The 22,363-nt window shown below is 38.4% G+C and carries 20 protein-coding genes; 7 read left to right on the top strand and 13 right to left on the bottom strand.

The features are described 5' to 3' along the window. Nucleotides 1–54: 54 nt before the first annotated feature. Complete coding sequence (locus tag AW165_RS12360) at nt 55–537, top strand: phosphate-starvation-inducible protein PsiE (protein WP_002116490.1); 483 nt, start codon at nt 55–57, stop codon at nt 535–537. Nucleotides 538–575: 38 nt separating this feature from the next. Here AW165_RS12360 and AW165_RS12355 read toward each other — a convergent pair whose 3' ends face one another. After that, the gene (locus AW165_RS12355; RefSeq protein WP_005064209.1) at nt 576–959 is read right to left on the bottom strand and encodes an RcnB family protein; all 384 of its coding nucleotides are present in this window, start codon (nt 957–959) and stop codon (nt 576–578) included. 165 nt (nt 960–1,124) lie between these two features. Here AW165_RS12355 and AW165_RS12350 point away from each other — a divergent pair, with 165 nt between their 5' ends. Next, nucleotides 1,125–1,571, top strand: coding sequence for a hypothetical protein (locus AW165_RS12350; protein ID WP_002116392.1), 447 nt, complete (start codon nt 1,125–1,127; stop codon nt 1,569–1,571). Between the two features lie 277 nt (nt 1,572–1,848). On the opposite strand, the gene AW165_RS12345 is transcribed toward AW165_RS12350, so the two are convergent. Beyond that, the gene (locus AW165_RS12345; protein ID WP_057070606.1) at nt 1,849–3,312 is read right to left on the bottom strand and encodes a phospholipase D family protein; all 1,464 of its coding nucleotides are present in this window, start codon (nt 3,310–3,312) and stop codon (nt 1,849–1,851) included. Between the two features lie 75 nt (nt 3,313–3,387). Further along, nucleotides 3,388–5,442, bottom strand: coding sequence for a zinc piracy TonB-dependent receptor ZnuD (znuD, locus tag AW165_RS12340; RefSeq protein WP_060466004.1), 2,055 nt, complete (start codon nt 5,440–5,442; stop codon nt 3,388–3,390). Nucleotides 5,443–5,578: 136 nt separating this feature from the next. On the opposite strand from znuD, the gene AW165_RS12335 reads away from it, so the two are divergent. From AW165_RS12335 to AW165_RS12325, 3 genes are all read left to right on the top strand, one after another. After that, on the top strand, nt 5,579–6,343 hold the full coding sequence (locus AW165_RS12335; protein WP_060466003.1) for a DUF4184 family protein: 765 nt from the start codon (nt 5,579–5,581) through the stop codon (nt 6,341–6,343). A gap of 170 nt (nt 6,344–6,513) precedes the next feature. Further along, nucleotides 6,514–8,298: an aspartate--tRNA ligase gene (gene aspS / locus AW165_RS12330; protein ID WP_005064200.1), complete on the top strand. Its 1,785-nt coding sequence runs from the start codon at nt 6,514–6,516 to the stop codon at nt 8,296–8,298. Nucleotides 8,299–8,446: 148 nt separating this feature from the next. Further along, a complete protein-coding gene (locus tag AW165_RS12325; protein WP_060466002.1) occupies nt 8,447–8,665 on the top strand; it encodes a hypothetical protein in 219 nt (72 codons plus the stop codon). 37 nt (nt 8,666–8,702) lie between these two features. Here the strand turns inward: AW165_RS12325 and AW165_RS12320 are convergent, their stop codons facing one another. Beyond that, entirely contained in the window at nt 8,703–9,854 is a 1,152-nt protein-coding gene (locus AW165_RS12320; protein ID WP_060466001.1) for a glycosyltransferase family 4 protein, read from the bottom strand. Between the two features lie 65 nt (nt 9,855–9,919). Further along, nucleotides 9,920–10,708 (bottom strand): glycosyltransferase, encoded by a 789-nt coding sequence (locus tag AW165_RS12315; protein ID WP_081410648.1) that lies wholly within the window; start codon nt 10,706–10,708, stop codon nt 9,920–9,922. 216 nt (nt 10,709–10,924) lie between these two features. On the opposite strand from AW165_RS12315, the gene AW165_RS12310 reads away from it, so the two are divergent. Continuing rightward, complete coding sequence (locus tag AW165_RS12310; protein WP_060466000.1) at nt 10,925–11,740, top strand: glycosyltransferase family 25 protein; 816 nt, start codon at nt 10,925–10,927, stop codon at nt 11,738–11,740. 18 nt (nt 11,741–11,758) lie between these two features. Beyond that, a complete protein-coding gene (gene ghy / locus AW165_RS12305; RefSeq protein ID WP_060465999.1) occupies nt 11,759–12,652 on the top strand; it encodes a glycosyl hydrolase Ghy in 894 nt (297 codons plus the stop codon). Here ghy and AW165_RS12300 read toward each other — a convergent pair. The 8 genes from AW165_RS12300 to AW165_RS12265 form a co-directional block, all read right to left on the bottom strand. After that, on the bottom strand, nt 12,649–13,683 hold the full coding sequence (locus tag AW165_RS12300) for a glycosyltransferase (RefSeq protein WP_060465998.1): 1,035 nt from the start codon (nt 13,681–13,683) through the stop codon (nt 12,649–12,651). The genes ghy and AW165_RS12300 overlap by 4 nt on opposite strands. 11 nt (nt 13,684–13,694) lie before the next feature. Continuing rightward, nucleotides 13,695–14,459 (bottom strand): glycosyltransferase family 2 protein, encoded by a 765-nt coding sequence (locus AW165_RS12295; protein ID WP_060465997.1) that lies wholly within the window; start codon nt 14,457–14,459, stop codon nt 13,695–13,697. Further along, the gene (locus AW165_RS12290) at nt 14,456–15,211 is read right to left on the bottom strand and encodes a polysaccharide deacetylase family protein (protein WP_060465996.1); all 756 of its coding nucleotides are present in this window, start codon (nt 15,209–15,211) and stop codon (nt 14,456–14,458) included. The genes AW165_RS12295 and AW165_RS12290 overlap by 4 nt, the downstream gene beginning before the upstream one ends. Continuing rightward, nucleotides 15,208–16,236, bottom strand: a complete 1,029-nt coding sequence (locus tag AW165_RS12285; RefSeq protein ID WP_060465995.1) for a glycosyltransferase — start codon at nt 16,234–16,236, stop codon at nt 15,208–15,210. The genes AW165_RS12290 and AW165_RS12285 overlap by 4 nt, the downstream gene beginning before the upstream one ends. A 22-nt stretch (nt 16,237–16,258) precedes the next feature. After that, on the bottom strand, nt 16,259–17,149 hold the full coding sequence (locus tag AW165_RS12280; protein WP_060465994.1) for a mitochondrial fission ELM1 family protein: 891 nt from the start codon (nt 17,147–17,149) through the stop codon (nt 16,259–16,261). 69 nt (nt 17,150–17,218) lie between these two features. Next, nucleotides 17,219–18,145 (bottom strand): branched-chain amino acid transaminase, encoded by a 927-nt coding sequence (locus tag AW165_RS12275; RefSeq protein WP_017385645.1) that lies wholly within the window; start codon nt 18,143–18,145, stop codon nt 17,219–17,221. Between the two features lie 24 nt (nt 18,146–18,169). Further along, nucleotides 18,170–20,920 (bottom strand): bifunctional [glutamate--ammonia ligase]-adenylyl-L-tyrosine phosphorylase/[glutamate--ammonia-ligase] adenylyltransferase, encoded by a 2,751-nt coding sequence (gene glnE, locus AW165_RS12270; RefSeq protein WP_060465993.1) that lies wholly within the window; start codon nt 20,918–20,920, stop codon nt 18,170–18,172. A 67-nt stretch (nt 20,921–20,987) separates the two neighbouring features. Continuing rightward, nucleotides 20,988–22,259, bottom strand: coding sequence for a sensor histidine kinase (locus tag AW165_RS12265; RefSeq protein WP_060465992.1), 1,272 nt, complete (start codon nt 22,257–22,259; stop codon nt 20,988–20,990). Between the last annotated feature and the right edge of the window lie 104 nt (nt 22,260–22,363).

Raw genomic sequence — 22,363 nt, 5'->3', positions numbered from 1 at the left:
GGCACAAAATTTGTTTAATTTCTAAACATTACGAAGTGAACAAAAGATCTTATTATGCCTGATCCTAAAAAATACGAACGAATACTTGACCGTTTCGGACATTACGCCGTAGAAGCCTTCCATTATTTAGCCTTGTTTATTATCGGGTGTATGGTGGCATGGTCGGCAGCCAATACGGTTTTTGAAATTCTTACTGTCAAAAAGTATGCTTCAATTGATGATATTTTATTATTATTTATTTACTTAGAGCTTGGAGCAATGGTTGGAATTTACTTTAAAACCAACCATATGCCTGTACGATTTCTTATTTATGTCGCGATTACGGCCTTAACCCGTCTACTCATTTCAGATATTCAACATGATCATAAAGCAGATATTGATCAAGTCATTATTACAGGCTCAATTTTGATTTTAGCCTTATCTATTTTAGTTGTACGATTTGCTTCATGGCACTACCCATCAGTAATGAAAGAGAAACATGCAAAAACCTCAAATAATTTGAAAACCCCTCAACCGCAAGATGATGAGTTAGCATAGAAAAAGGCCTCACTATTGAGGCCTTTTTAGTTTTACATTTAACGAACTCGGTAAATGTTGTGTCTTGAGTCTACTAATAAGTATTGGTTAGGGGTTTTAACCCAGTGGTATCCACGTGGTGGCGCATATAAACGGTGTGCTCTCCAGTCCGAAACATAATAGCGGCTATGGCGATATTGGGCAGGAATACGTTCACCACGTTTAAAAGCAACATAGTTACCATAATGCTTACCACGATCAGCATTTGACCAAACTGGCGCTCGGTGATCATTACGATAATCATGACGGCGGTCATCACGATGCTCATATCGATCATAGTTTTTACCATGGTCATTGTTCCAACGGTGTCCAGAATCGGCCATCGCGGTAGCTGATATACCTAACATTAATGTCGAAAGTACAAGAACGATTGGCTTTTTCATGGCCTATTTCCTTTTAATCTTGATATGAAGCTAGATTAGAAGAGACTCAAGGAGAAACCATGAATAAAACCGCTTTGATTGCTAAACTTTGTAATGACTATAAAGAAAATATGAAGAATCTGTATCTGTGCTACCATTAGCATTTTTCAAACTAGGTCAATTGCTGTGTCTGAAATCAGTTTTGAGCGTCTTCATCAATTTTTTTGCAAAGTTCCAAGTGTACAAGAAGCCCGTATTATGGCTCATGGAGCAGATGGCGAACATGCTTGGTGGTTTAAGTTCAGTATTGACGTAGAGCATGCACTTGCATGGCAAACAGTTCAAGAATTAGGTCATGTTTTAAATTATCTATCGACGAATGAACGCCTACCCACATTATTCTTCCCTGTTTCACCGCCACCTTACATGAATGGTGAAGCCAAAGACTTTTTATCATGGATTATTCAATGTAACCATCCTGAATTTTCTCCGGATGTGGTTTGTGATTGGCTTGAAGCGCGTTTGCCGAATCCTGTTGACGATGAGTCACAGTGGAAAATTAAAACGGATTTGAGTGAAATCGAAAAACTTGATGATAAAGCGTTGGATCAATTGATTCCGCCTGCACCTTAAATTATTTCAATGATGGGTAGGCTAAGTGATATAGAAATTAATATTTTCCAATATTCGCTTGTGCTAAATGTCATCCACAACCTGCCCGAAATTTATGAATATATTGTATTTGCAATAAAATCGGTTAAATGAAGATATTGAACAGGTTTTGTGGATGACAAATGCCTTTGGTTACTTTGGGCAAAACCAAAGTAACGAATGAGCTCTAGTTTTAGGGTGAGACTAAGTAAGACTCCGTCGTGAACATATAGCCTCAACGTTTATATAAAAAATAGAATTAAAAAGTCGATAATCCTGACCATTCCATAAAACGATAAATCCAATACTTCGCTTTAGACTCATCTGCATACTTCGCGTAATCCACGCTCATCTGTCTATCTTTTAGGTTTGACCACGAGGTATTGAAGTAATCTTGCGCATCTTTAAAAACTTGATCTTGAACTTTGCCAATGACCAACATATCCGTTTCAAGGTTATAATTTTTTAAATTACGGGCCGTAAAGTTGGCAGATCCTACAATCAACTCAGCGTGTTGGGCATTATATTTCAAGATCATTTTGCTATGGTTCTGCTCGCCATGTGTATCACACCAACGGATTGGAATGCCCGCAGCGTGTAGCTCTGAAGCCACCTGACGGTTTGGAATACCATTCTTTTGTCGACCAAATGCATCTTTATTCGGATCTAGTAAAACACGAACAATAACGCCTCGTTCTTGAGCATTTTTTAGCGCTTGAATAATCTTGCGTTCAGATAAATAGAACATACTTAAATCAAGATGCTCTTTCGGCTTCGCTGAATTAATCAATTTCAATACAGATTGATAAATTGCGCCTTCAGTTAACACCTGCACTTGAGGCTTGCTAACGTCTTTTTCAAAGTCACCTAAAATGAGCGATGGAGAGCTACTGCCTGACATTTGTGCAACTGCAGCTTCAGTTTGAAGAACATCAGCAGCTGTTGCCCCTGTTACAACCAACGCGACATTAGAGTGTCTAGAACTACCATCGTGTGGATTTGCTGAGGTCACCAATGACTTCCAACCAGCATCGGTATCGACCACAACAGTCTTACGGTGATTGGCCTTAAAATTAAATAAGTTTAGATAGCTGCGCAGTGTAATTTTTTCATCACCGAATGGATTCGGTAACCAGCCCTTTTCAGGGTTATTACCAATATTTTGACAGCAGATGTACCAGAAGCCTGACCAGAATGGGTTAGAAGCTCGTAAAGGGGCTAAATTCGTTTCAATCACATCAACACCTGCCTGACGTAACTGACGGTAGTGTTCAGGGCTGATACCACCATAAACCGAGTTAATCGGGTCGGTAATCATAACGATCTGAATTTGGCGGTTCTGTCTTTTCTTACTTACTAATGCATCGGTTAGCTCTTGCATTAATGGTCTTTGCTTGAGTTTTGAGTCACCTACTTCAGAATTAAACAAGAACATATCCACCACAATCGTGGTTTTTGCCTCATCAATCATTTTCAAGATTTCATCAAAGATGTGCTGATCAACCTGCTGTTGCCCTTTTGCATCAAGATAAGTTTTGTCTGCTAAAAATTTGACATCGGCATGTCTAAGCTTGCCACTAAAGTTAATCCCTTGTGGTAATGGTTTTACTGTGTGGTAAATCGCTGATGCAAGATATGCAATAGCAACAACGCAAAGTAATACCGCCATATAACGACGCCCTGACCAATTTATTTTTTGATGAATTCGTTGAAAAATACGCATAAAAAAGACCTAACTTGATGCTTTCAAATTAGGTCTTTTGGATTGATTTTTCAAGTTTAGTTTCGTGTTAAAGCCTTAGAAACTAAAATCAACACCTACTGTAAAATTACGTCCAACTTGTGGAATATTTGATAAGAATGAAGCATGTTGATAAACCGTGTCATCTAACAAGTTATTTGCTTTCATATAAACACGATAATCTGTTTTTGCACCATATTGTCCAGAATATGCCACCCCAAGATTGAGCATGTTATAGCCTTCAGTTTCGGTCTCGTAAGCTGCAATCTTATCTTGGTTAAAGACATGGTAGTACTCGGCAGAACCACTAAAACCATCACCAAAATCTGCATCGACTTTAGTACCTAAACGTCCTGCTGGAATACGTGGAGCATTACCTTCTGCATCAATTTTACCGCGCACATAATCACCAAAAGCACTGATCTTGTACATTGGGGTAATTTGATAACCAATTTCACCCTCTGCACCATAGAAGCGTGCTTTATCTTGAGTGTATTGAACTAAACGGAAGTCTTTATAACGGTCAAGGGTTTGCGCATAGATGTAGTCATCAAACCAGTTATGGTACACATGAAGATGATAATCAAGTTTGTCATTATCAAAATGCAAACCTAACTCAACATTATTCGATTTTTCCTTACTGAGTTGATCATTGCCTAACTCATAAGTATTCGTCGCAAAATGTCCACCATTTGCATATAACTCTTGAGCTAAAGGTAAACGTTCCTGATGTGAAGCGACAAAAGAAAGTTTATAGTTCGGTGCAAATTCCCAATTCGCAGCACCTGCGTAAGAAAATGCCGAACCATCAAAATCCTGTTTAGAATTGTCGTCTACATCAATTTCTTGCTGATCTGCACGGGCAGAAAGCTCAAAATGTACGTCTTTCCATTGTTTATGTTCTAAAGCAAATACGCTCCACTTTTTGGTAGTGGTCGGAGCCATAAATGCTTCTTCGCCAGTTAAATCTAATTTCTGTTGACCTAACTGTGCACCAATTACCCCTTCCCAACTTGCAATCGGGTTATGTACTAACTCAATACGTCCATCATAACCTTTGTTTTGGAATCGGGTCGCAATTGTTCCCTCTTCAATTTCGTCGTGCTGATAGTCAGTATAGCTTGCTTGCGCACGTAACTTTTGGAAGCCTGCAAATGGATCATTTAACTCGGTTTTAAAATCGTAACGCTCAGATTTTAAATCAATCCATGGGCCACCATGTTCATGTTCTTCATGCTCATGATCGTGACCTTCTTCACCCTCTTCATGGTCTCCACAATGCAAACTTAAACCATGAATATGGCAAGTTTCGTATTCATGGCTATGCCCCGGTAAACCATATTGATCACGACGGTTACTATAAGAAATACCCGTATAACCACGGTCATAAATCCAAGACAAACCAACATTAACCGAGTCACCCTGCGCAAAAGTATTGTCTACACGGCGCTCTTTTTCACCTTCATGAATATAATTGGGCGCAATATAATTATTCGCATCACGAGTTAACCCCTCAACACGTAAAGCAACTTGGCTGCCTAGGCCAACAGTTACGCCAGCGCTCGCCAGTTTTTCATCACTTCCAGTGTTGTAACGTAAGCCAACTTGTCCTTCATAACCATTTTCAGGCATTTGCGTAGGGATCTTGTTATCAATGACGTTGACTAAACCACCGACAGTCCCCGCACCAAACAGTAAAGTTGAAGGGCCGCGAATTACTTCGACTTGTTTCGCAAGCACAGGATCTACAGTAACAGCATGGTCAGGAGACAACGTCGAGACATCAATATTTTCTGATGAATTTTGAAGTACTTTAACGCGTGGTCCATCTTGTCCACGAATCACTGGACGACTCGAACCAGCCCCAAACTGATTCGCGTAAATTCCGACTTCACTACTGAGTGCATCCCCAATGGCAGCAGCGCCTTGCGACAGATGCTTTTGATCAACAACAGTATCTGCCACAGCAAAATCTTGTGAAGTTTGCTCAAGTGGATGAGCCTTAATTCGAATGGTTTCTAGCTTTTCAACATTTTCACTTTCTGCTGCAAACGAAGGTACGGATATGACAGCTAAAATGGATAAGGTCAAAATATTTTTATAGAACAACATGAGGTGATTCTCTGATCGCTACGCCTTTTGTTTTGTTATATTATAACATTTCAGTCTTTTTGCAATAAAAAACATTTCCAATCGGCTGATTCTTTAGACTGGGCAATTAAATGATGTGAGTAATCTCTGTTTTATAATGCCTTTTACAATCTCTCATGCCGTTATAGCACCCCCTCTTTCAAAGCTTAGCCGAAACACTTTACCAGTTGCAGCTCTAGCAATTGGAAGTATGACACCCGATCTTTACCGCTTATTTACAATGCAGTCAGGGATGTTGACACATCAATGGAAAGGACTTTTCTACCCAAATCTTGCATTAGGATTATTATTCTGTGCTATTTGGTATTTACTTTACCGGCCTGTAATTTATCGTTTTTTGGGCATTCAACATGATCTTGACCTCCACTCTTTAAAACGTATGTTTTTATTTTTGATTGGAACATTACTCGCGCTTATTTTAGGGATTGCCACTCATTTAATTTGGGATGGCCTAACACACTCAGACTTTCGGACTTTTATATTTAAAGATGTATTAGCGACCACAGTTCATCTTTTGGGACACCCTTATCCCTTACATCGTCTTTTACAGCTAGGCTCCTCTGCTCTTGCGCTACCTTTTATTGCTTGGATGTGTGTTCATTATTATCAGCGCTATAAACAACACTGGAAAGTAAGTAAAAAAATTAAATTTTTTGCATGGTTTCTTTTGATTTTATCTACAGTGTTAGGCCTATTTTCTTTTTGGGATTATGCCCGCTACATTCCTCATGAAGTTTGGCATGCCGATACGTATTATTTTACGGGCCGCTCTATTAATGAATTTATGCAAGGTTGGTTAAGTACCTTTAGCTTAGGATGCTTACTATTCTTGGTTTTAGATCGACAACAAAGAATGGGATGAATAATTAAAATCGCTGCCAAATTGCTCATTTTCAGGTTAATTTCTGCGGTTTTTTGATCTAGTTCTTGTGACAAACCATCCAACAAGGCATAATCGAAAACTTACTTTTTTGACGGTGCGCGGTTTACGCATCCGTCCTTTCAGCCAATATAGTTTGGATAATCTTCATCATGATGCGAACTCATTACTGTGGCTCTTTAACTGAAGCCCAAATCGACCAGACCGTTACACTATGCGGTTGGGTACATCGTCGCCGTGACCATGGCGGTGTTATTTTCCTTGATATGCGTGACCGTGATGGTCTCGTTCAAGTGGTTATTGACCCAGATACTCCAGAAGCATTTGCAACAGCAGATAAAGCACGTTCTGAATATGTATTAAAAATTACAGGTCGTGTTCGTCGCCGTTATGAAGGTACTGAAAACCAAAATATGGTGAGTGGTCAAATCGAAGTTTTAGGCAAAGAAATCGAAGTTCTTGCTGCTTCTGAAACTCCGCCATTCCCGTTAAATGATGACACCATTAACGTGTCAGAAGAACACCGTTTAAAATATCGTTTCTTGGACATCCGTCGTCCAGAAATGTTAGATCGCTTACGTTTCCGTTCTAAAGTAACTAACTTGATCCGTAATTATTTAGACGATCACGGTTTCTTAGACGTTGAGACTCCAATTTTAACTCGTGCAACTCCTGAAGGTGCACGTGACTATTTAGTACCAAGTCGTGTACAAAATGGTAGCTTCTACGCACTTCCACAATCACCGCAATTGTTTAAACAATTATTGATGGTTGGTGGTATTGATCGGTACTACCAAATCGCGAAATGTTTCCGTGATGAAGACTTACGTGCTGACCGTCAGCCAGAATTTACTCAAATCGACATTGAAACATCGTTCTTAAACGACGATGAAATCATGGATTTGATGGAAGGCATGACTGTTAAATTATTTAACGACTTGCTTGGCGTAAAATTTGAAAAATTCCGCCGTATGCCATATAGCGAAGCAATGCGTGACTATGCATCTGACAAACCAGATTTGCGTATTCCGTTGAAACTCGTTGACGTTGCAGACTTAATGCAAGAAGTAGAGTTCAAAGTATTCGCTGGCCCTGCAAAAGATCCTAAAGGTCGTATTGTTGCTTTACGTGTTCCAGGTGCAGCTTCATTGCCACGTAGTGCAATTGATGAATACACCAAATTCGTTGGCATCTATGGTGCTAAAGGTTTAGCGTACATTAAAGTTAATGAACTCGCTAAAGGAATTGAAGGTCTTCAATCTCCAATCGTGAAATTCATTGAACCGATTGTACTTGAGCTGCTGGAACGTGTTGGCGCGCAAGATGGCGATATCGTATTCTTCGGTGCTGATAAAGCTAAAGTTGTAAATGACGCAATGGGTGCGCTTCGTGTCAAGATTGGTCACGACTTGAACCTTTCAACTTGTGAGTGGGCTCCACTTTGGGTTGTTGACTTCCCAATGTTTGAAGAAACTGACGATGGTAAATGGACTTCTGTTCACCACCCATTCACGCTACCTAAATCTAGCGTAGAAGACGTGAAGAGCAATCCAGGTGAAGCACTTTCTGTTGCTTACGACATGGTATTGAATGGTACTGAAGTTGGTGGTGGTTCACTTCGTATTTACACATTAGAAATGCAAAAAGCGATTTTTGAAGCGCTTGGTATTTCTGATGAAGAAGCAGAAGAGAAATTCAGCTTCTTACTTAACGCACTTCGTTATGGTGCTCCTCCACACGGTGGTTTGGCATTTGGTCTTGACCGTTTAGTTATGCTTATGACTGGCGCGACTTCAATTCGTGACGTTATCGCATTCCCGAAAACTAAGACTGCTGAATGTCCACTTACTCAAGCACCTGCTCCTGTTGAAGCAAACCAGCTTCGTGACTTGGGTATCCGCTTACGTGAAAAGCCAAAAGCTGAAGAATCTAAATAATTTTTTAGATCTTCAAATTAAAAAACCCTGCTTATGCAGGGTTTTTTATTAAACAATATCAAACAAACATTCAGTTTTCATAAGCTATGCTTTGCGAAAAAGCACGTTAGTGGCATAATAGGCTGCTTTCAATTAAAAGGTCAGCTATATGGCTATGCGCCCTGATGTACGTCGACATGCTTTAGTCGTGATTGTATTCTCCCTCGCACAATGGTTTTTCATGCGCTATATTCTTGCAAATGAATTATTTAACATGACTACAAATCAACGTATTTTATTTTTCTGTGTAAGTAGCTTGGTTGGTGCATTGCTCATTTTTGTTGCATTGATTTATATGGTTTTAAAAGGAAATGCGGATAAACTATAAGAAAATTACCCGTATTTATCAATACGGGATTTTATTCTTAAGACTTTACTTCTTGAAATAGGATATTTCTTAATTTTTTAGTAAAATCAGCTACATTATGATATTCCTCAATATATTTTCTAGCTTGTATTGCTAAAAGATGTCTCTGTTCTTCATTTTCCATTAAAGATTCAATAGCTTCAACATATAAATGAACTTTTTCAAAGCCATCTCCTAATACATCTCCTACGTGAATTCCAAATTTACTCGTTAGTTCTTCAGGGTTACGGTTACTTACTAATAAAGTTCCAAAAGAAAGCGCTTCTAAAAATGAAATAGGTAATGCTTCATGAATAGAGGTATTAATAAGCAACTTAGCATCTTTTAAAAATTTTTCTTTTTCGCTGCCTTCGACATGGCCCGCAAAATGCAAGTTATCAATATTCTGGTAACCTTTCATAATCTCATTATTTTTACTTTCCTCTCTAAAAGTCTGTCCTAGTACATAGAATTCATATTGCGGCATTCTTTTTGCGATTTCACAAAATAACCACCCTCGTTTTACAGATTCTAGACGACCTAAAAAAATGATTATATTCTTTTTAACATAAGTTTTAACATCAAAATTGAAATTAATATCAATTGGATTAGGCATATATTCTATGGGAACACTATTTTCCAATTGATATAAATCGATAGCTTTCTGATTAAGAAAATATCCTTGCGAAATAAATTTTACACGGCCATTATTATACCAATCATGTACTAGATCATATATTTTTTGATTATAATAATTAGTTTCAGGAAATAATTTAACTGTATTAATTTCTTCCCACTCATAGGTAGGTCTTGGATCTTGTATCCATAAAACTAATTTTTTTCTTTTATCTAATTCATTTTCCAATACATAATTAAATGTTAATTCAACACTTAAATAAATGTCATAATTTTTTTTCCTAAGCCAGCGACGAGCAAACCATTTTCTACGCGGAAGTCGATATAATTTAACGTCATCTACTAAATACTCTTCAGCAAAGAGTTTTTTGCTTCCTTTACCTAGTAACACATCAATTTGAATATCCGCATTTGGAATATATTTAGCTATATGATTTCTCGCTAAAAATCCATAACCACCAAAAGCAGTATTAGCACCGCCAAAAAACTCATCAATAATCAAACCAACTCTAATTGGTCTATTATATTCACTCATTAAACATCCTCAATACATTAATAAAATGTACACTTAAAACTTGCTTTAATTATCTTAATAAACAATTAAATATCACATCTTAAAAGACGTGACATAATAGTATGGTCATCTAATTCATCTAGTTTTATACCTTTTAACATCTCGTTATATAAATGAATACAAGTAGTACGAGAAGTAGTAATATCAGCTATAGTAAGGGCAGGATCACAAAGCTGACTTATACATTGATAGTGAACAGGATAAAAAATATCAATTGGTTGAATATTATTTTTTAAATCCAACTGCTTAACATAATAAGTAATAGCTTTAGGACCAATAACTCCCCATGGCATATCTGCTAGACTTTTTCCAATTCCCATTATTTTTTTTATTTTTAATTTAAATTGTTTACTTATAGAGAACCATGGTGGCACAAAAAAAGGATCATATGCGGCTTTTAATAGTTCTTTAAGTAAATCACTTTCTTTAGGAATACGCAAAATCGCTCCGTTAATCCATTCATCATCCTCAAAGCCTAATAAGTATCCATGCTCTGGTATTGAAATAGATTTTAAACAATACACATCACAGTCAACATAGACACCATCAACTTTACGCATTAATTCATAACGAAAAATATCTGAAAATAATGCATAACTTCCTGTTTCCTTATGTTTTATAATTTGGTCTTTAGAAATAATTTTATTTGCATCTACTAACTTTACTCCCTCTGGAACATCTATAATATCTGCATATGTGTGTAAATGGACCTCATGCCCCCTCATTACAAAAGAGTGTAAACAACATCTAGAAATTGCTCCGAGTTTTTCTCCAATCCACAAAGCATGAATGATAGGTAAATTATTTGACATCATTTAGGTATAGCCTTTATAAATTCTTGTTGCCCATACTATTATTGTTAACCCTCACATAATCTGATCGCCCTCACCAAAGGTACAAGCAACCACCAACACTACTTGTAACTTCTAAATTATTTTAGAGCTAAACCAGAAGAATATGTAGAAGGACTATCAACAATAAATACAGAAGTATAGAATATCTAAATTGTATTGTATCAAGTTAGTTGAAACATGAAAAAGATTCTTATTCTATGTGTCTCTTTACAAGGAAGTGATGAACGCCAAGAAGAAATTAAACATCAACACCAGAATTTGCAATCAATCATTCATGACATACAAATTGATTTTGAATTTTTCGAAGCAATTTATGGAAAAAAACTTCCTAATGAGTATTTAACTTTTTTAAATTTAAGTCGTCAGTTTGCTGGATTATGTGATCATGAATTAGGACCAAGTGAACTAGGCTGCTGGTTAAGTCATATGATTATTTGGCAACGTCTAGCTCAAGGTGATTATGCAGCATATGATCGCATAATAATTATTGAAGATGATGTAATTTTTCAAACCGAACATATACAGCAGAAATTACATTCTTTATTAGAAACCAATCCCGCATTCGCATTCTTAGGAGGACACTCTGAACCATCTAGACGACGAATAAGAGGATACGTAAGTAATGATGAACTTTACTTCAATATGACTGGCCCTAAAGACCTATATACAGCCACATATGCTTACTCTTTAACCCGAGAAACTGCTCAAGATTTTGTCAATAAGCAAATAAAGAAATTGACTTATATTGATGACTGGAAATATTTATTAGAAGGAGATATTTCCACTCCTTTTTATTATTGCTTTGAGCATGACGACGAGATGCAAAGCCATATTGCATCTGATAGAAAAACATACATGAAAAAGCCAAATCGCTTTAAAAAGAACTTTAACAAAATGAAAAATGATTTAATTTCTCGGATTATTTCTCTTTTTATTTTCAAAAAAATTATTCGATTAGCATACTTTCTCCAATCCGCCCAAACACAAAAATGAGTAGCTACAGGTAATGAAATGTTAATAACTCGCGGTCTTCAAAAAAAATGGTACAAGTACCAACAAGCAAAAAAAGCAAAAACTTTTGACTCTCATTGGTATATGCGCTTTGGCTGGTTAGAGCAACCTTTTACTACACTTGAGCAATTAGATTCACTCTTTGAAATCCATTCCCCTAGAAAGTTTACTTTTGCAGATAGTTTTTATGCTTATGAAAATGGCCGTCATTTCATTTTTTTTGAAGAAGTTGATGATCAACATCCAGTAGGTTTTCTTTCTGTTTTAGAAGTCTTTAAAGATGGCACCTACACACCACCAGAGACAATCTTAAAGCTCGACTATCACCTTTCTTATCCTTGTGTATTTAAGTTAGAAGACACTTGGTACATGATCCCAGAAACTTCTGCCAACAAGACAATTGAACTTTGGAAATGTACCGAATTTCCATTGAAATGGGAAAAGCATTCTAATCTGATAGAGAATATCGAAGCAGTCGACAGCACCCCTTTCTATCATGAAGGCCTATGGTATCTTTTTACTTCAACACGGCGTGATTGTAAGAAATTTGGTGATCGTTTAGATCTATTCTTTACCGAAGATATTTTAAATCCGAACTGGCAAGAGCACCCAATGAATCCGGTGTGTCGAGGCAGTCAGCAGTTCCGTATGGCAGGCAAACCTTTTATTTATAAAGGGCAACTGGTTCGACCAAGCCAAGATTCTTTAAAGCGGTATGGCGGCAATATCGAATTAAAGGCAATTACTCAGCTTAGCCCAATAGCTTATGAAGAAAAATTACTAGAAGTAGTTTTACCAGACTGGAATCAAGCAGATGACGGTTGTCATACTATTAATGTCGAAGATAACTTCGTGGTACTTGATGCCATCCGCCTTACACCGAAGAATAATTAAGTTTTCACCAGGCCTTTATAAATATTAAGCGTCTGCTCAGCCATGGCTGGTACAGTCAGTTCAGCCTTGGCTTTTGCATACAAAGGGCTAAAGTCGTTTTGAGCCTCAGGTTGCAGTGCATATTCAATCGCTTTTGCTAAACCTTGTGCATCTCCAATTTGTGCCAGATATTGCTCTGGCAACCACTCGGTCACACCGTTCACTTTGGTTGAAGCCATTGCTTTATCGGCCTGTAAAGCTTCGACCATAACAAGTGGGAAACCTTCACGATCTGATGATAAAACCACCATATCAGCCAGTTGTACCAGATCACGCGCATCAGTTCTAAACCCAAGAAAAGCGACCCGATTTTGCATGTTCAATTCGCTGACTTGCTTTTCCAAACTTGCTCGAAGTGAACCGTCACCAACAATCCATAAATTGGCATCAATCTGTTGCATCGAATCAATCAACAAGCTGATATTTTTTACTGGTTCTAGACGTCCAATACACATAACAACTTTTTTGCTTGTGTCTAGCTCGGTAAAATCTTTTTGAATCGATTGAAGTAATTTTTCTTTATTTTCAGTTGTAAGTACGGGCTGAGGATATACCCCGTTATAAACTACGTGTGCTTTAGACTCTGGAATGCCTTGCGTGAGCGCTTGGCTCACCGCAATAACTGCATCACCTGCTAAATAAGCAGATTTATTCTTTTTAGTACCATGAACAGTCGTTACAAACTTTGGACCAGATACAAATGGCTTAATGCGGGCAATCAGCTCAGCCGCTTTTCCTGCTTGTGCATGAACAATAGCGGGTTGGATCTGCTGAATAAGATTTTTAAGTTGCCAAAGTAAAAAAATATTCCAACGACTACGGGCAAAATCGATAGCATGAAAATGTACTTGTTGGCTAAACTTGTCTACATAGCAAGGATGTGCAATCACATGTACTTCATGGTTTAAAGCAAGCTCATTAACAAGGTTAAAAGTGTGCTGCTCTAATCCACCTACTCCACCACTCGTTGCCAATACCTGAACAATTTTCATAGCTTGCCTACTTATTTCTTATCTTTATTCATGGTCTGTTCAAACAGTTTGGCTTCTTTTAGAAAAGCATAAAACGCATTAATCATACTATTTACGAAACCACGCCAACCATTTAAGAAACTACGGCGAATAAAATAAGACTTCATAAAAGTCACAGGCATCACCAAAACCAATTTTGCAACACTTGGAGACTTTCCTTTTTGGTATTTCTCTAACGCTTTTAAGTTGGAATATTGGTTATTTTTTTCGACCTTAACGAAAATACTCGACTCACCATAATGATAAATATCATGTTGGGCACGCTGAGATTCACCGTCTACAATCACATTTTCATGGACCTTATTAGCAAGATCATAATGCCCTTTAGACTTACGGAAAAAACGTACCTTTGCATGTTTTTTAGTATGTTTGCTGTTTGGAACACCTAAGAACACATCATTAATTGGTGTGATTAATGCATCAAGCTTGTTCTGTTGAATGGTCTCAACAATCTCTTGTTTTAACTCGTTAGATAAAACTTCATCGCCATCTAGATTGAGCACCCAATCATTTCGGCATTTTGCTAAAGCTAAACTTTTTTGCCCGGCATAACCTTGCCAATCTTGATGAGAGATTTGCGTATTTTCAAAACGCTGAGCAATTTCATAAGTATTATCAGTACTGCCAGAGTCTAAAATAATAACTTCATCAAACTCACTGACACTTTGCAAAGTCCGCTCTAACCAAGCACCACAGTTTAAAGTGACAATATAGACACTACATGGAATTTTATTCATAACTTATAACGTCCTTTAGCAAGGGCGATACGCATCTGTAAAGCATTCATGGCACCATGCGTGCTGACACGTGGAATATTAAATTGATTAGCTGCTTCATACGCTTCGATTTTTTTACGAGTCGATACTGCGTTTTTAAAGCCAATCTCTTGAGCCATTTTCTGGTGCTTTTCATTAAATCGACCAAATGGATAAGCAAAACTCGGGCACTTTCCAACTAATGCTTCAACATCACGCTTAGACTGAAGCATCTCGTCATAAGCAGTTTGATCATCAAGTTTAAGTAAGTTCACATGATGTTGGGTATGTGCACCAAATTCAATTAAACCAGAGTTGGCCATTTCATGGATTTGATCATGAGTTAGCTTTTCGATTCCTTCAATTCGTGTCGCCAAATAAATGGTTGCCTTTGCATTATATTTTTTTAGTAATGGATAGGCATAAAGATAATTATCCATAAAGCCATCATCAAAACTTAAAGCAACGACATTTTTTTGATTCCGATATTGTTCAAGCTCGGAAACAAAGCAAAAAGTAGTCCCCTTACGCGTCAATAACGTTAAGAGTTGTTCAAACTTTTCAGGAGGCATATTCATGCCAGAGGCCGCATCTTTAGGGGTAACCTGATGTAGCATCACAATGCGAGGTAGTTTACTCGAACGAAACGGAAGCCAGAATGTATAATTACCCAGCACATATAACAGTGCAGCAAGTACTAATAGGCCTACCGCAACGTACAAAAACCACATCATGCATAAACCTCATGTGACCATTCATAATCTTCTGAAAAGGGCTGCTTAAATGTCACTTCAACCATAAATTGGGTAATGCGTTTAGCATTGAAAGACCTACGTGTTTTCTCCCAGCCTTCTTTCGCTATTTTTTCAGCCTGCTCTGGATTTTGATCAAAGAATTGGATCTTCTTGGCCAAGTCAAACTGATCATCAAAGTAAACCACTTCCTGCTCAGTATAGAGCTTCTCAAAGCCCGGAATTCTTGGGCTAAAGGTAAGTAAACCATTACCAGTCAGCTGTACAATACGGTCAGAACTATACAAGGTTACATCATTACGACGTGAGTAATTAAGTCCCATTTTTGTTTCAGACAGAACTTTATAATACGCTTTACCATAAACGCCAGGTTGTTCAAAACAACCATAATATTGATAGTTCACATGGCCTTGTTGCAAAGCATCTGCCAAGTCCTTTAAGAACTTCTCACGCTCAGGTTCTTTATAGACCACGCCGCAGAAAATAAAAGTCTTGTCAGTCTTAGAATTTGAAAATTGCTGTAATGTTTCTACATTACGGTGACCTACATTTGGCAGATAGGCTACGCTTAAATGAGGCTGTTTTAACTTTTGTAGATATTCCCCGCCTGTTGTACAGAAAATAGCATCCAAATATGGCGAGAATGCTTTAACAAAGTCGAGTTTGTTTTCAAGATAAAGCGGATCAACATACCAAAATGCAATTTTAGTATTTGGATAAGATTCTTTAATTTGTCTTAGAACATCTGGACTCATTAAGTCACTATGTCCAATCAGTACCAAGTCCGGCTCAATATTATTAACGACTTTTAAGACTTCTTTATTAGCCCAATTGGCACCCAGTTTTTTTGTTTTAAAAATGGTGCCCATTCGAGCCATATCTCGAAAACTAAAATCATAAACGAAATGGCCATTTTCAATTAATCCGGCAGAAATTTTACGGTCTGTGCAGTAAAAATGGGCGCCTTGTTTATTAAAGCCAAAATTTGCAATATGCAATATTTTCATTTATTTACTCAAAATAAAAAATTTAATTTTTTGATAAAAGATATGTTGCCACACGGTCTGCTTCTTTAAAAGCATAAGGTTGTGGTAACTGTACAACACAAGTCTGCTGTGAAATTAATTTTGATTCTAACATTTGATCAACTGAGTGCGTAATCCGGTCGTCTTTCAAACGGTCCATTGCCATCACCCCGACTCGACAACCCGCGGTAAGCGCCTCAAAAATCATAGAGACGCTGTCTTCTGTCACCCAAACTGCTTCTGCTTTTTGCATTTCTTCGAAAATCCAGCCTTGGGGTGTTTGATCAACTGGAAATATGTGTAAATGCTGGGCAAAACTTTGTTGTCTTAAAATATCGACAAACTCTGCTGGGGTTCGACGTGAAGTGGTCAGAATAATTTCAGCATCTGGATTATTCTCCACAATTTTTTGAACACTGGTTAATACTTTATTTTGGTTCCATTGATGTCGTTTAGATGAACCACCTAAAGCGATTAAAACTCTCGCGGTTTGATGGCGATTTTCATTACGGATGGGGTTTAATGCACCACGCGTGACAATCACATGGCTATCGGCGTGAATACCGTCATGTTCTGGAATAACAGCATAATCAAAGCAACCAATAGGTAAACTTGGCTTCATTAAAATAATCGTTTTAGCCTTTTTAAAAATTCTACCGAGTAACCAAACACGAAAATGAGTGTGACTTCCCACGCCAAATACAAAGTCAGGTACTTGTTTAAATAAGGATTTTTTTGAAGAGAAAAGTGCCTGAATTAAAGAAATAATAGGTAACTCAGAAATTAGGACCTCTTCAAAAGTTGTTTCTGGCTGTTGTCTTTGCATTGCCTGAAACAAGCCTAATGCTTGTGAGCGGTGCCCTGCCTTACCATCAGACACATAGACAATATGCATAGAAGCTCCCTAAGCCAAAAAATAAAAAAGGCGAAACCGAAGTTCGCCTTTTTATGTTAACGGATTAACTTATTTTACGTAAGTTAACCAGTGTTCATATTTCGGATTTCTACCTTGAACCGCATCAAAGTAAGTTTTTTGGATTTCAGTGGTAATTGGGCCACGAGTACCCGAACCGATTGGACGGTCATCGTATTCACGAATTGGTGTTACTTCAGCAGCAGTACCTGTGAAGAATGCTTCGTCTGCGATATAAAATTCGTCACGTGTAATACGGCGCTCAACAACTTGGTAACCAAGATCTCTAGCGATTGTCATCACAGTTTGACGTGTAATACCATCAAGCGCACCACCAGCGATATCTGGAGTGTGCAAAACGCCATCTTTAATTAAGAATACGTTTTCACCAGAACCTTGGCACACATAACCTTGTGGGTCCATTAACATTGCTTCGTCGTAACCAGAATGTGCAACTTCTTGATGAGCAAGAATTGACAATGTGTAGTTACCAGATGCTTTTGCTTTACACATCGTCACGTTTGGATGATGGTGAGTAAATGATGAAGTTTTAACACGAATACCATTCGCCATTGCTTCATCACCAAGGTATGCGCCCCACGCCCATGCTGCAACTGCGGCATGAATCGTGTTATTTGTTGCTGCAATACCAAGTTTTTCTGAACCGATCCAGATTAATGGACGTAAATAGCAAGAAGCTAGTTTATTTTCACGAACAACATCGATTTGTGCTTGTTCAAGCGTGGCTTGATCATACGGCACTTTCATTTGATAAATTTTTGCTGAATTTAACAAACGTTTTGTGTGGTCTTGAAGACGGAAAATGGCAGTACCTTTAGGCGTTTCATAAGCACGAACACCCTCAAATACGCCCATACTGTAGTGTAATGTATGGGTTAAAACGTGAATCTTTGCATCACGCCAATCAATTAATTTTCCATCTTGCCAAATAAAACCATCACGATCAGCCAAATTCATGGAACACTCCAAATTGTTATAAAATCATTCACTATCCAACTCAACCAAGGCGGTTGGGTCTATTAATCTTTGCCATAAATTGCAAACGACCGCACGGGTACTACGCCAGTCCGCTGCGCTGACTTGCATGGATTGATTTGCAAGGGCTAAGCGGTGGCTTTCGGCACGTTCACTAAGATAGGCTCGAATTAATGCTGTGGCATCTTCACTGGATAAGCAGTCTGCTTTAGCAGCATCTTCTAATATTCTTACATTATCAGAATAATGGGCGAGATCGGGTTTCGTCCCGCTCCATGCAAGTACAGCATACTGTGCCATAAATTCGATATCGACGATACCACCTGCGTCCTGTTTTAAATGAAAAATACCATGTTTTTTTTGTTCAGAAGACGAACCTAGGTGGTCTTTCATTTTCTGACGCATTTTCAACACTTCCTCACGAACATAAGCCTCATCTCTAGATTGAGTCAATATCTCGCGTCGAAATATTTCAAATTTCTGGCAAAGCGCCTCATCACCTGCAATAGAGCGGGCACGTACTAATGCCTGATGCTCCCAAAGCCATGCACTTTTCAACTGATAGTGTTCGTAAGCCTTAAGACTTGTTACCAATAAACCGGCTTCACCTGAAGGTCTTAAGCGTGTATCAATTTCATAAACACGACCATCAAGGGTTTGAGTGGTCATGAGTGACATAAACTTTTGAGCGACACGCATAGCAAACTCAAAGCCACTAATAGACTTCGTTCCATCAGTATCTGCTTGTTCATCTAGATAATGAATAAAGACAAGGTCTAAGTCAGAACCATAGCCAAGCTCAATGCCACCCACCTTGCCATAACCAATAACAGCAAAAGCTTTGTAGTCGAGTGAGCAGCGTTTCCCATCAACATCTTTTGGGTAACCATGGCGCTTCGCCACGGTCTGATAAGCTAAATGGAGAGTTGCGTTTACACTGACTTCAGCAATATCAGTCAATGCATCAGATACTTTCATTAATGGGCTTTCAGCTAACACATCACTGGCCGCAACAGTGAGTACATTGCTCTTTTTAAACAGGCGAAGTGCTCGCATTTGGTCTTCGACCTGATCAATCTCAATACGAAGCAACTGCTGACGTAATGAGTCTTCTAAGTCCTTACGTTTTGGTAACTCAAAGTCCATCGATAAGAACTCATCCAGTAGCACCGGATACTGAGTCAACTCTTCACAAATCCACGGGCTCACTGTCGCCATTTTCACTAAGCGTTGCAGTGCCCCCTTACTTTCAATCAACATCACCAAATACACGGTTCGACGCATGACTGATTCAATCAGTGGCATTAAACGCAACAGTGCAGTTTGTGGTTGTTCAGACTGTAAGATCGCTTCAATTAAATGAGGCCAAAACGTTTTTAAACGCTGCACAGCATTTGAAGGAAGTTTTTTAAGTGCATGGCCATGCCAAAACTCATGAATTAGATTTTTCGCATTGTCATCTAGCACCTCATCTAACTGCTGCTCTAACTGCCCAAAATTTTCAGTTGCTGCATTAGAGCTGGTATCTTCAATCAGTTGCTTAAATTGAACTTTTACCTTTTGACGTTTTTCATTAAGAACATCGAGAAACTCATTCCAGCTCGTAAAACCTAAGGTATCTATAATGCGTTGTCTTAGATCTAATTCTTCTGGCAACAACTGCGTTTGTTGATCATTCAAAGCTTGAATTGCATGTTCAACACGGCGTAAAAATAGGTAAGCATCTTCAAGTTCTAATACAGCTTGTTTTTCTAATAAGCCAGCTTCCCCAATGTGCTCAAGACTAACTAAACATTGACGGTCTTGTAACTCACGTTTAGACCCGCCATAAATAAGCTGAAATACCTGAACAATAAACTCAATTTCACGAATACCACCCGCCCCGAGTTTAATATCATCCTCAATATGACGACGTAACACTTCACGCTCAATCATCGCTTTCATATCACGCATCGCGGCAAAAGCGGTGTAGTCGACATAACGGCGGAACACAAAAGGACGTGTCATTTCTAACAAGTCTTGCCCTTCTTTACCTCCAGTGACAACACGCGCTTTAATCCACGCATAACGTTCCCACTCACGGCCATGTTGACTTAAATATTTTTCTAAAGCGGCATGACTAATCGCTAATGCCGAGCCATCCCCCCAAGGACGTAAACGCATATCAACTCTAAACACAAAACCATCTGCGGTAATGTGCTCAAGCAAATAAATGAGTTTTTGCCCCCACAAAATACAGAACTGCTGTACATCAATACATTTGCGACCGTTGGTTTCACCTTGCTCATCAAAGGCAAAAATTAAGTCGATATCACTCGACAAGTTAAGCTCTTGAGCACCAAGTTTACCCATGGCAACAACAATCAAATCTTGAACTTTGCCAGAGTAACTCACAGGTTCACCGTGTTTCGCCACAAGTGCGACACGCGCAAAATCCTTTGCTGCACAAATACTGGCATCGGCAAAATCAGAAAGTTCACGAGTGAGTGTGACAACATCAGTCAGCTGATTGGCATCCTGCCAGATCCAGCGGAACATTAGACGGTTACGTAAAATGCGCATTCCGCGCATCCAAAGCGTTTCATCACTAATCCCATCTAGCGTGGTCTGTACAAATTGGTAAATCTGTTCGGTAGAGAGCGGTGCAGTAAATTGATCTATTTGATAATCTTGTTCTAAAACAGCTTGATGCAAACCTAAAACTTGTTCTGCGTACTGACTGGCACGCAATGTTTTTTGTAACTGCTCCGCATTCATATAAAAAGCTCTTTTCCTCGTACTCTGTTTTTAGTTATAGCAGTTCGAGTAGTGTTAGGAAAAGGGATTAGACTAATTTTGCTTCTGATGAAGAATGATGTTCGGTATGCACCTCATGACTTTCTTGAGCTGAAGGTAATAGAACCTTAAATGTCGTTCCCACCCCTTCTTTAGAATCAACAGTAATTTGCCCCTGATTAATCTCGACAAAACGCTTGCAAAGACTCAAACCTAAACCAGCACCTTTTTCCCCTGCAGTGCCTTTAAAGCTTGCAGTAATACGTGGATGGAATAAATTTGCCATTTGTTGCTCAGTCATGCCCAGACCTGTGTCTCGAACAGTAATTTCTATATTTGCATCTGCTTGCCTGGCTTCAATAAAGACTTTGCCTGATCCATCAACGTCGGTAAATTTCAGCGCATTTGACACCAAGTTTTGAATTACAGAGGTCATCATATTGATATCGGCGTAGATGTTTAAATCATCTGGAACACCATTAACCAGTTCAATATTTTTCTTTAAAGCTAATGTGTGCAGTACATCACAAACAATATTGCTGACTTGTCTAAGTTTAAAGTTAATCGGGTGATAGACAAAACGCCCTCCCTCGGCCATCGCCCATGTCAGCAAACTTTCAAGCAAGTTATAGGTCGATTGTGAGGTGTCATATAAATAGTCTGCAATATTTTGAATACTAGATTCATCTAAAGTTTCACGCTCTTTAGCAAGTACCTCAGAAAATCCAAGCAATCCATGAAAGGGTGCACGTAAGTCATGTGAGATAATCGAGAAAAATTTTGTCTTACTCGAATTAATTGCTACCTGTTGTTCATAGAGCTCGTTTAACTCTTCATAGTTAAACTTCAACTCGACTTGCTGCATAAAAGTAGAACAATAATCGAGCAATAATTGAATATCATCATCTTCAAACGTTGCCGCATCGTCATCAAAAAAGACAGCAAAACCCATCGAGGTTTTATCAGGATGTAGAAGATGCACGGCCAATGCCCTGCTGCACTCAATATTTAATTCTTTTAAATAGTTGATTAAATTTTGATATGAGGGATGTAAGTGATTAATGATCTGTTGTTTGGCGAAGCACTGTTTTAAATGCTTTGATGGCTTAAACGAAATTGCCGTCATGCCTTCAGGGCAACGGTGCCAAAAGTAAGGTTCCTGATTAAAAGTCAATAAGGCTTTTTTACAATTCAAAAGACGAAGACTAAACCGGAAAAATTGTTCGATGTAGTTCTGCTCGGCATTTAATCCAAGCAACAGGGATATCCTACAAGCACTTAACTGCTCAACCTGATTTAGTTCTAAACGTTGGAATGTCATTGCCCGCCTCACAGATTATGTCGTTTTTGGTCGGAACCGCTCTCAAGAAATGTACTTATAATCATTATGATCTACTACAAACTTTAACACAGTACATTAAAAGA

Origin of the sequence: Acinetobacter sp. LMB-5 (genome assembly GCF_001541635.1) — a bacterium.
Lineage (GTDB): Bacteria > Pseudomonadota > Gammaproteobacteria > Pseudomonadales > Moraxellaceae > Acinetobacter > Acinetobacter pittii.
This window is presented reverse-complemented; position numbering and strand designations above follow the sequence as displayed.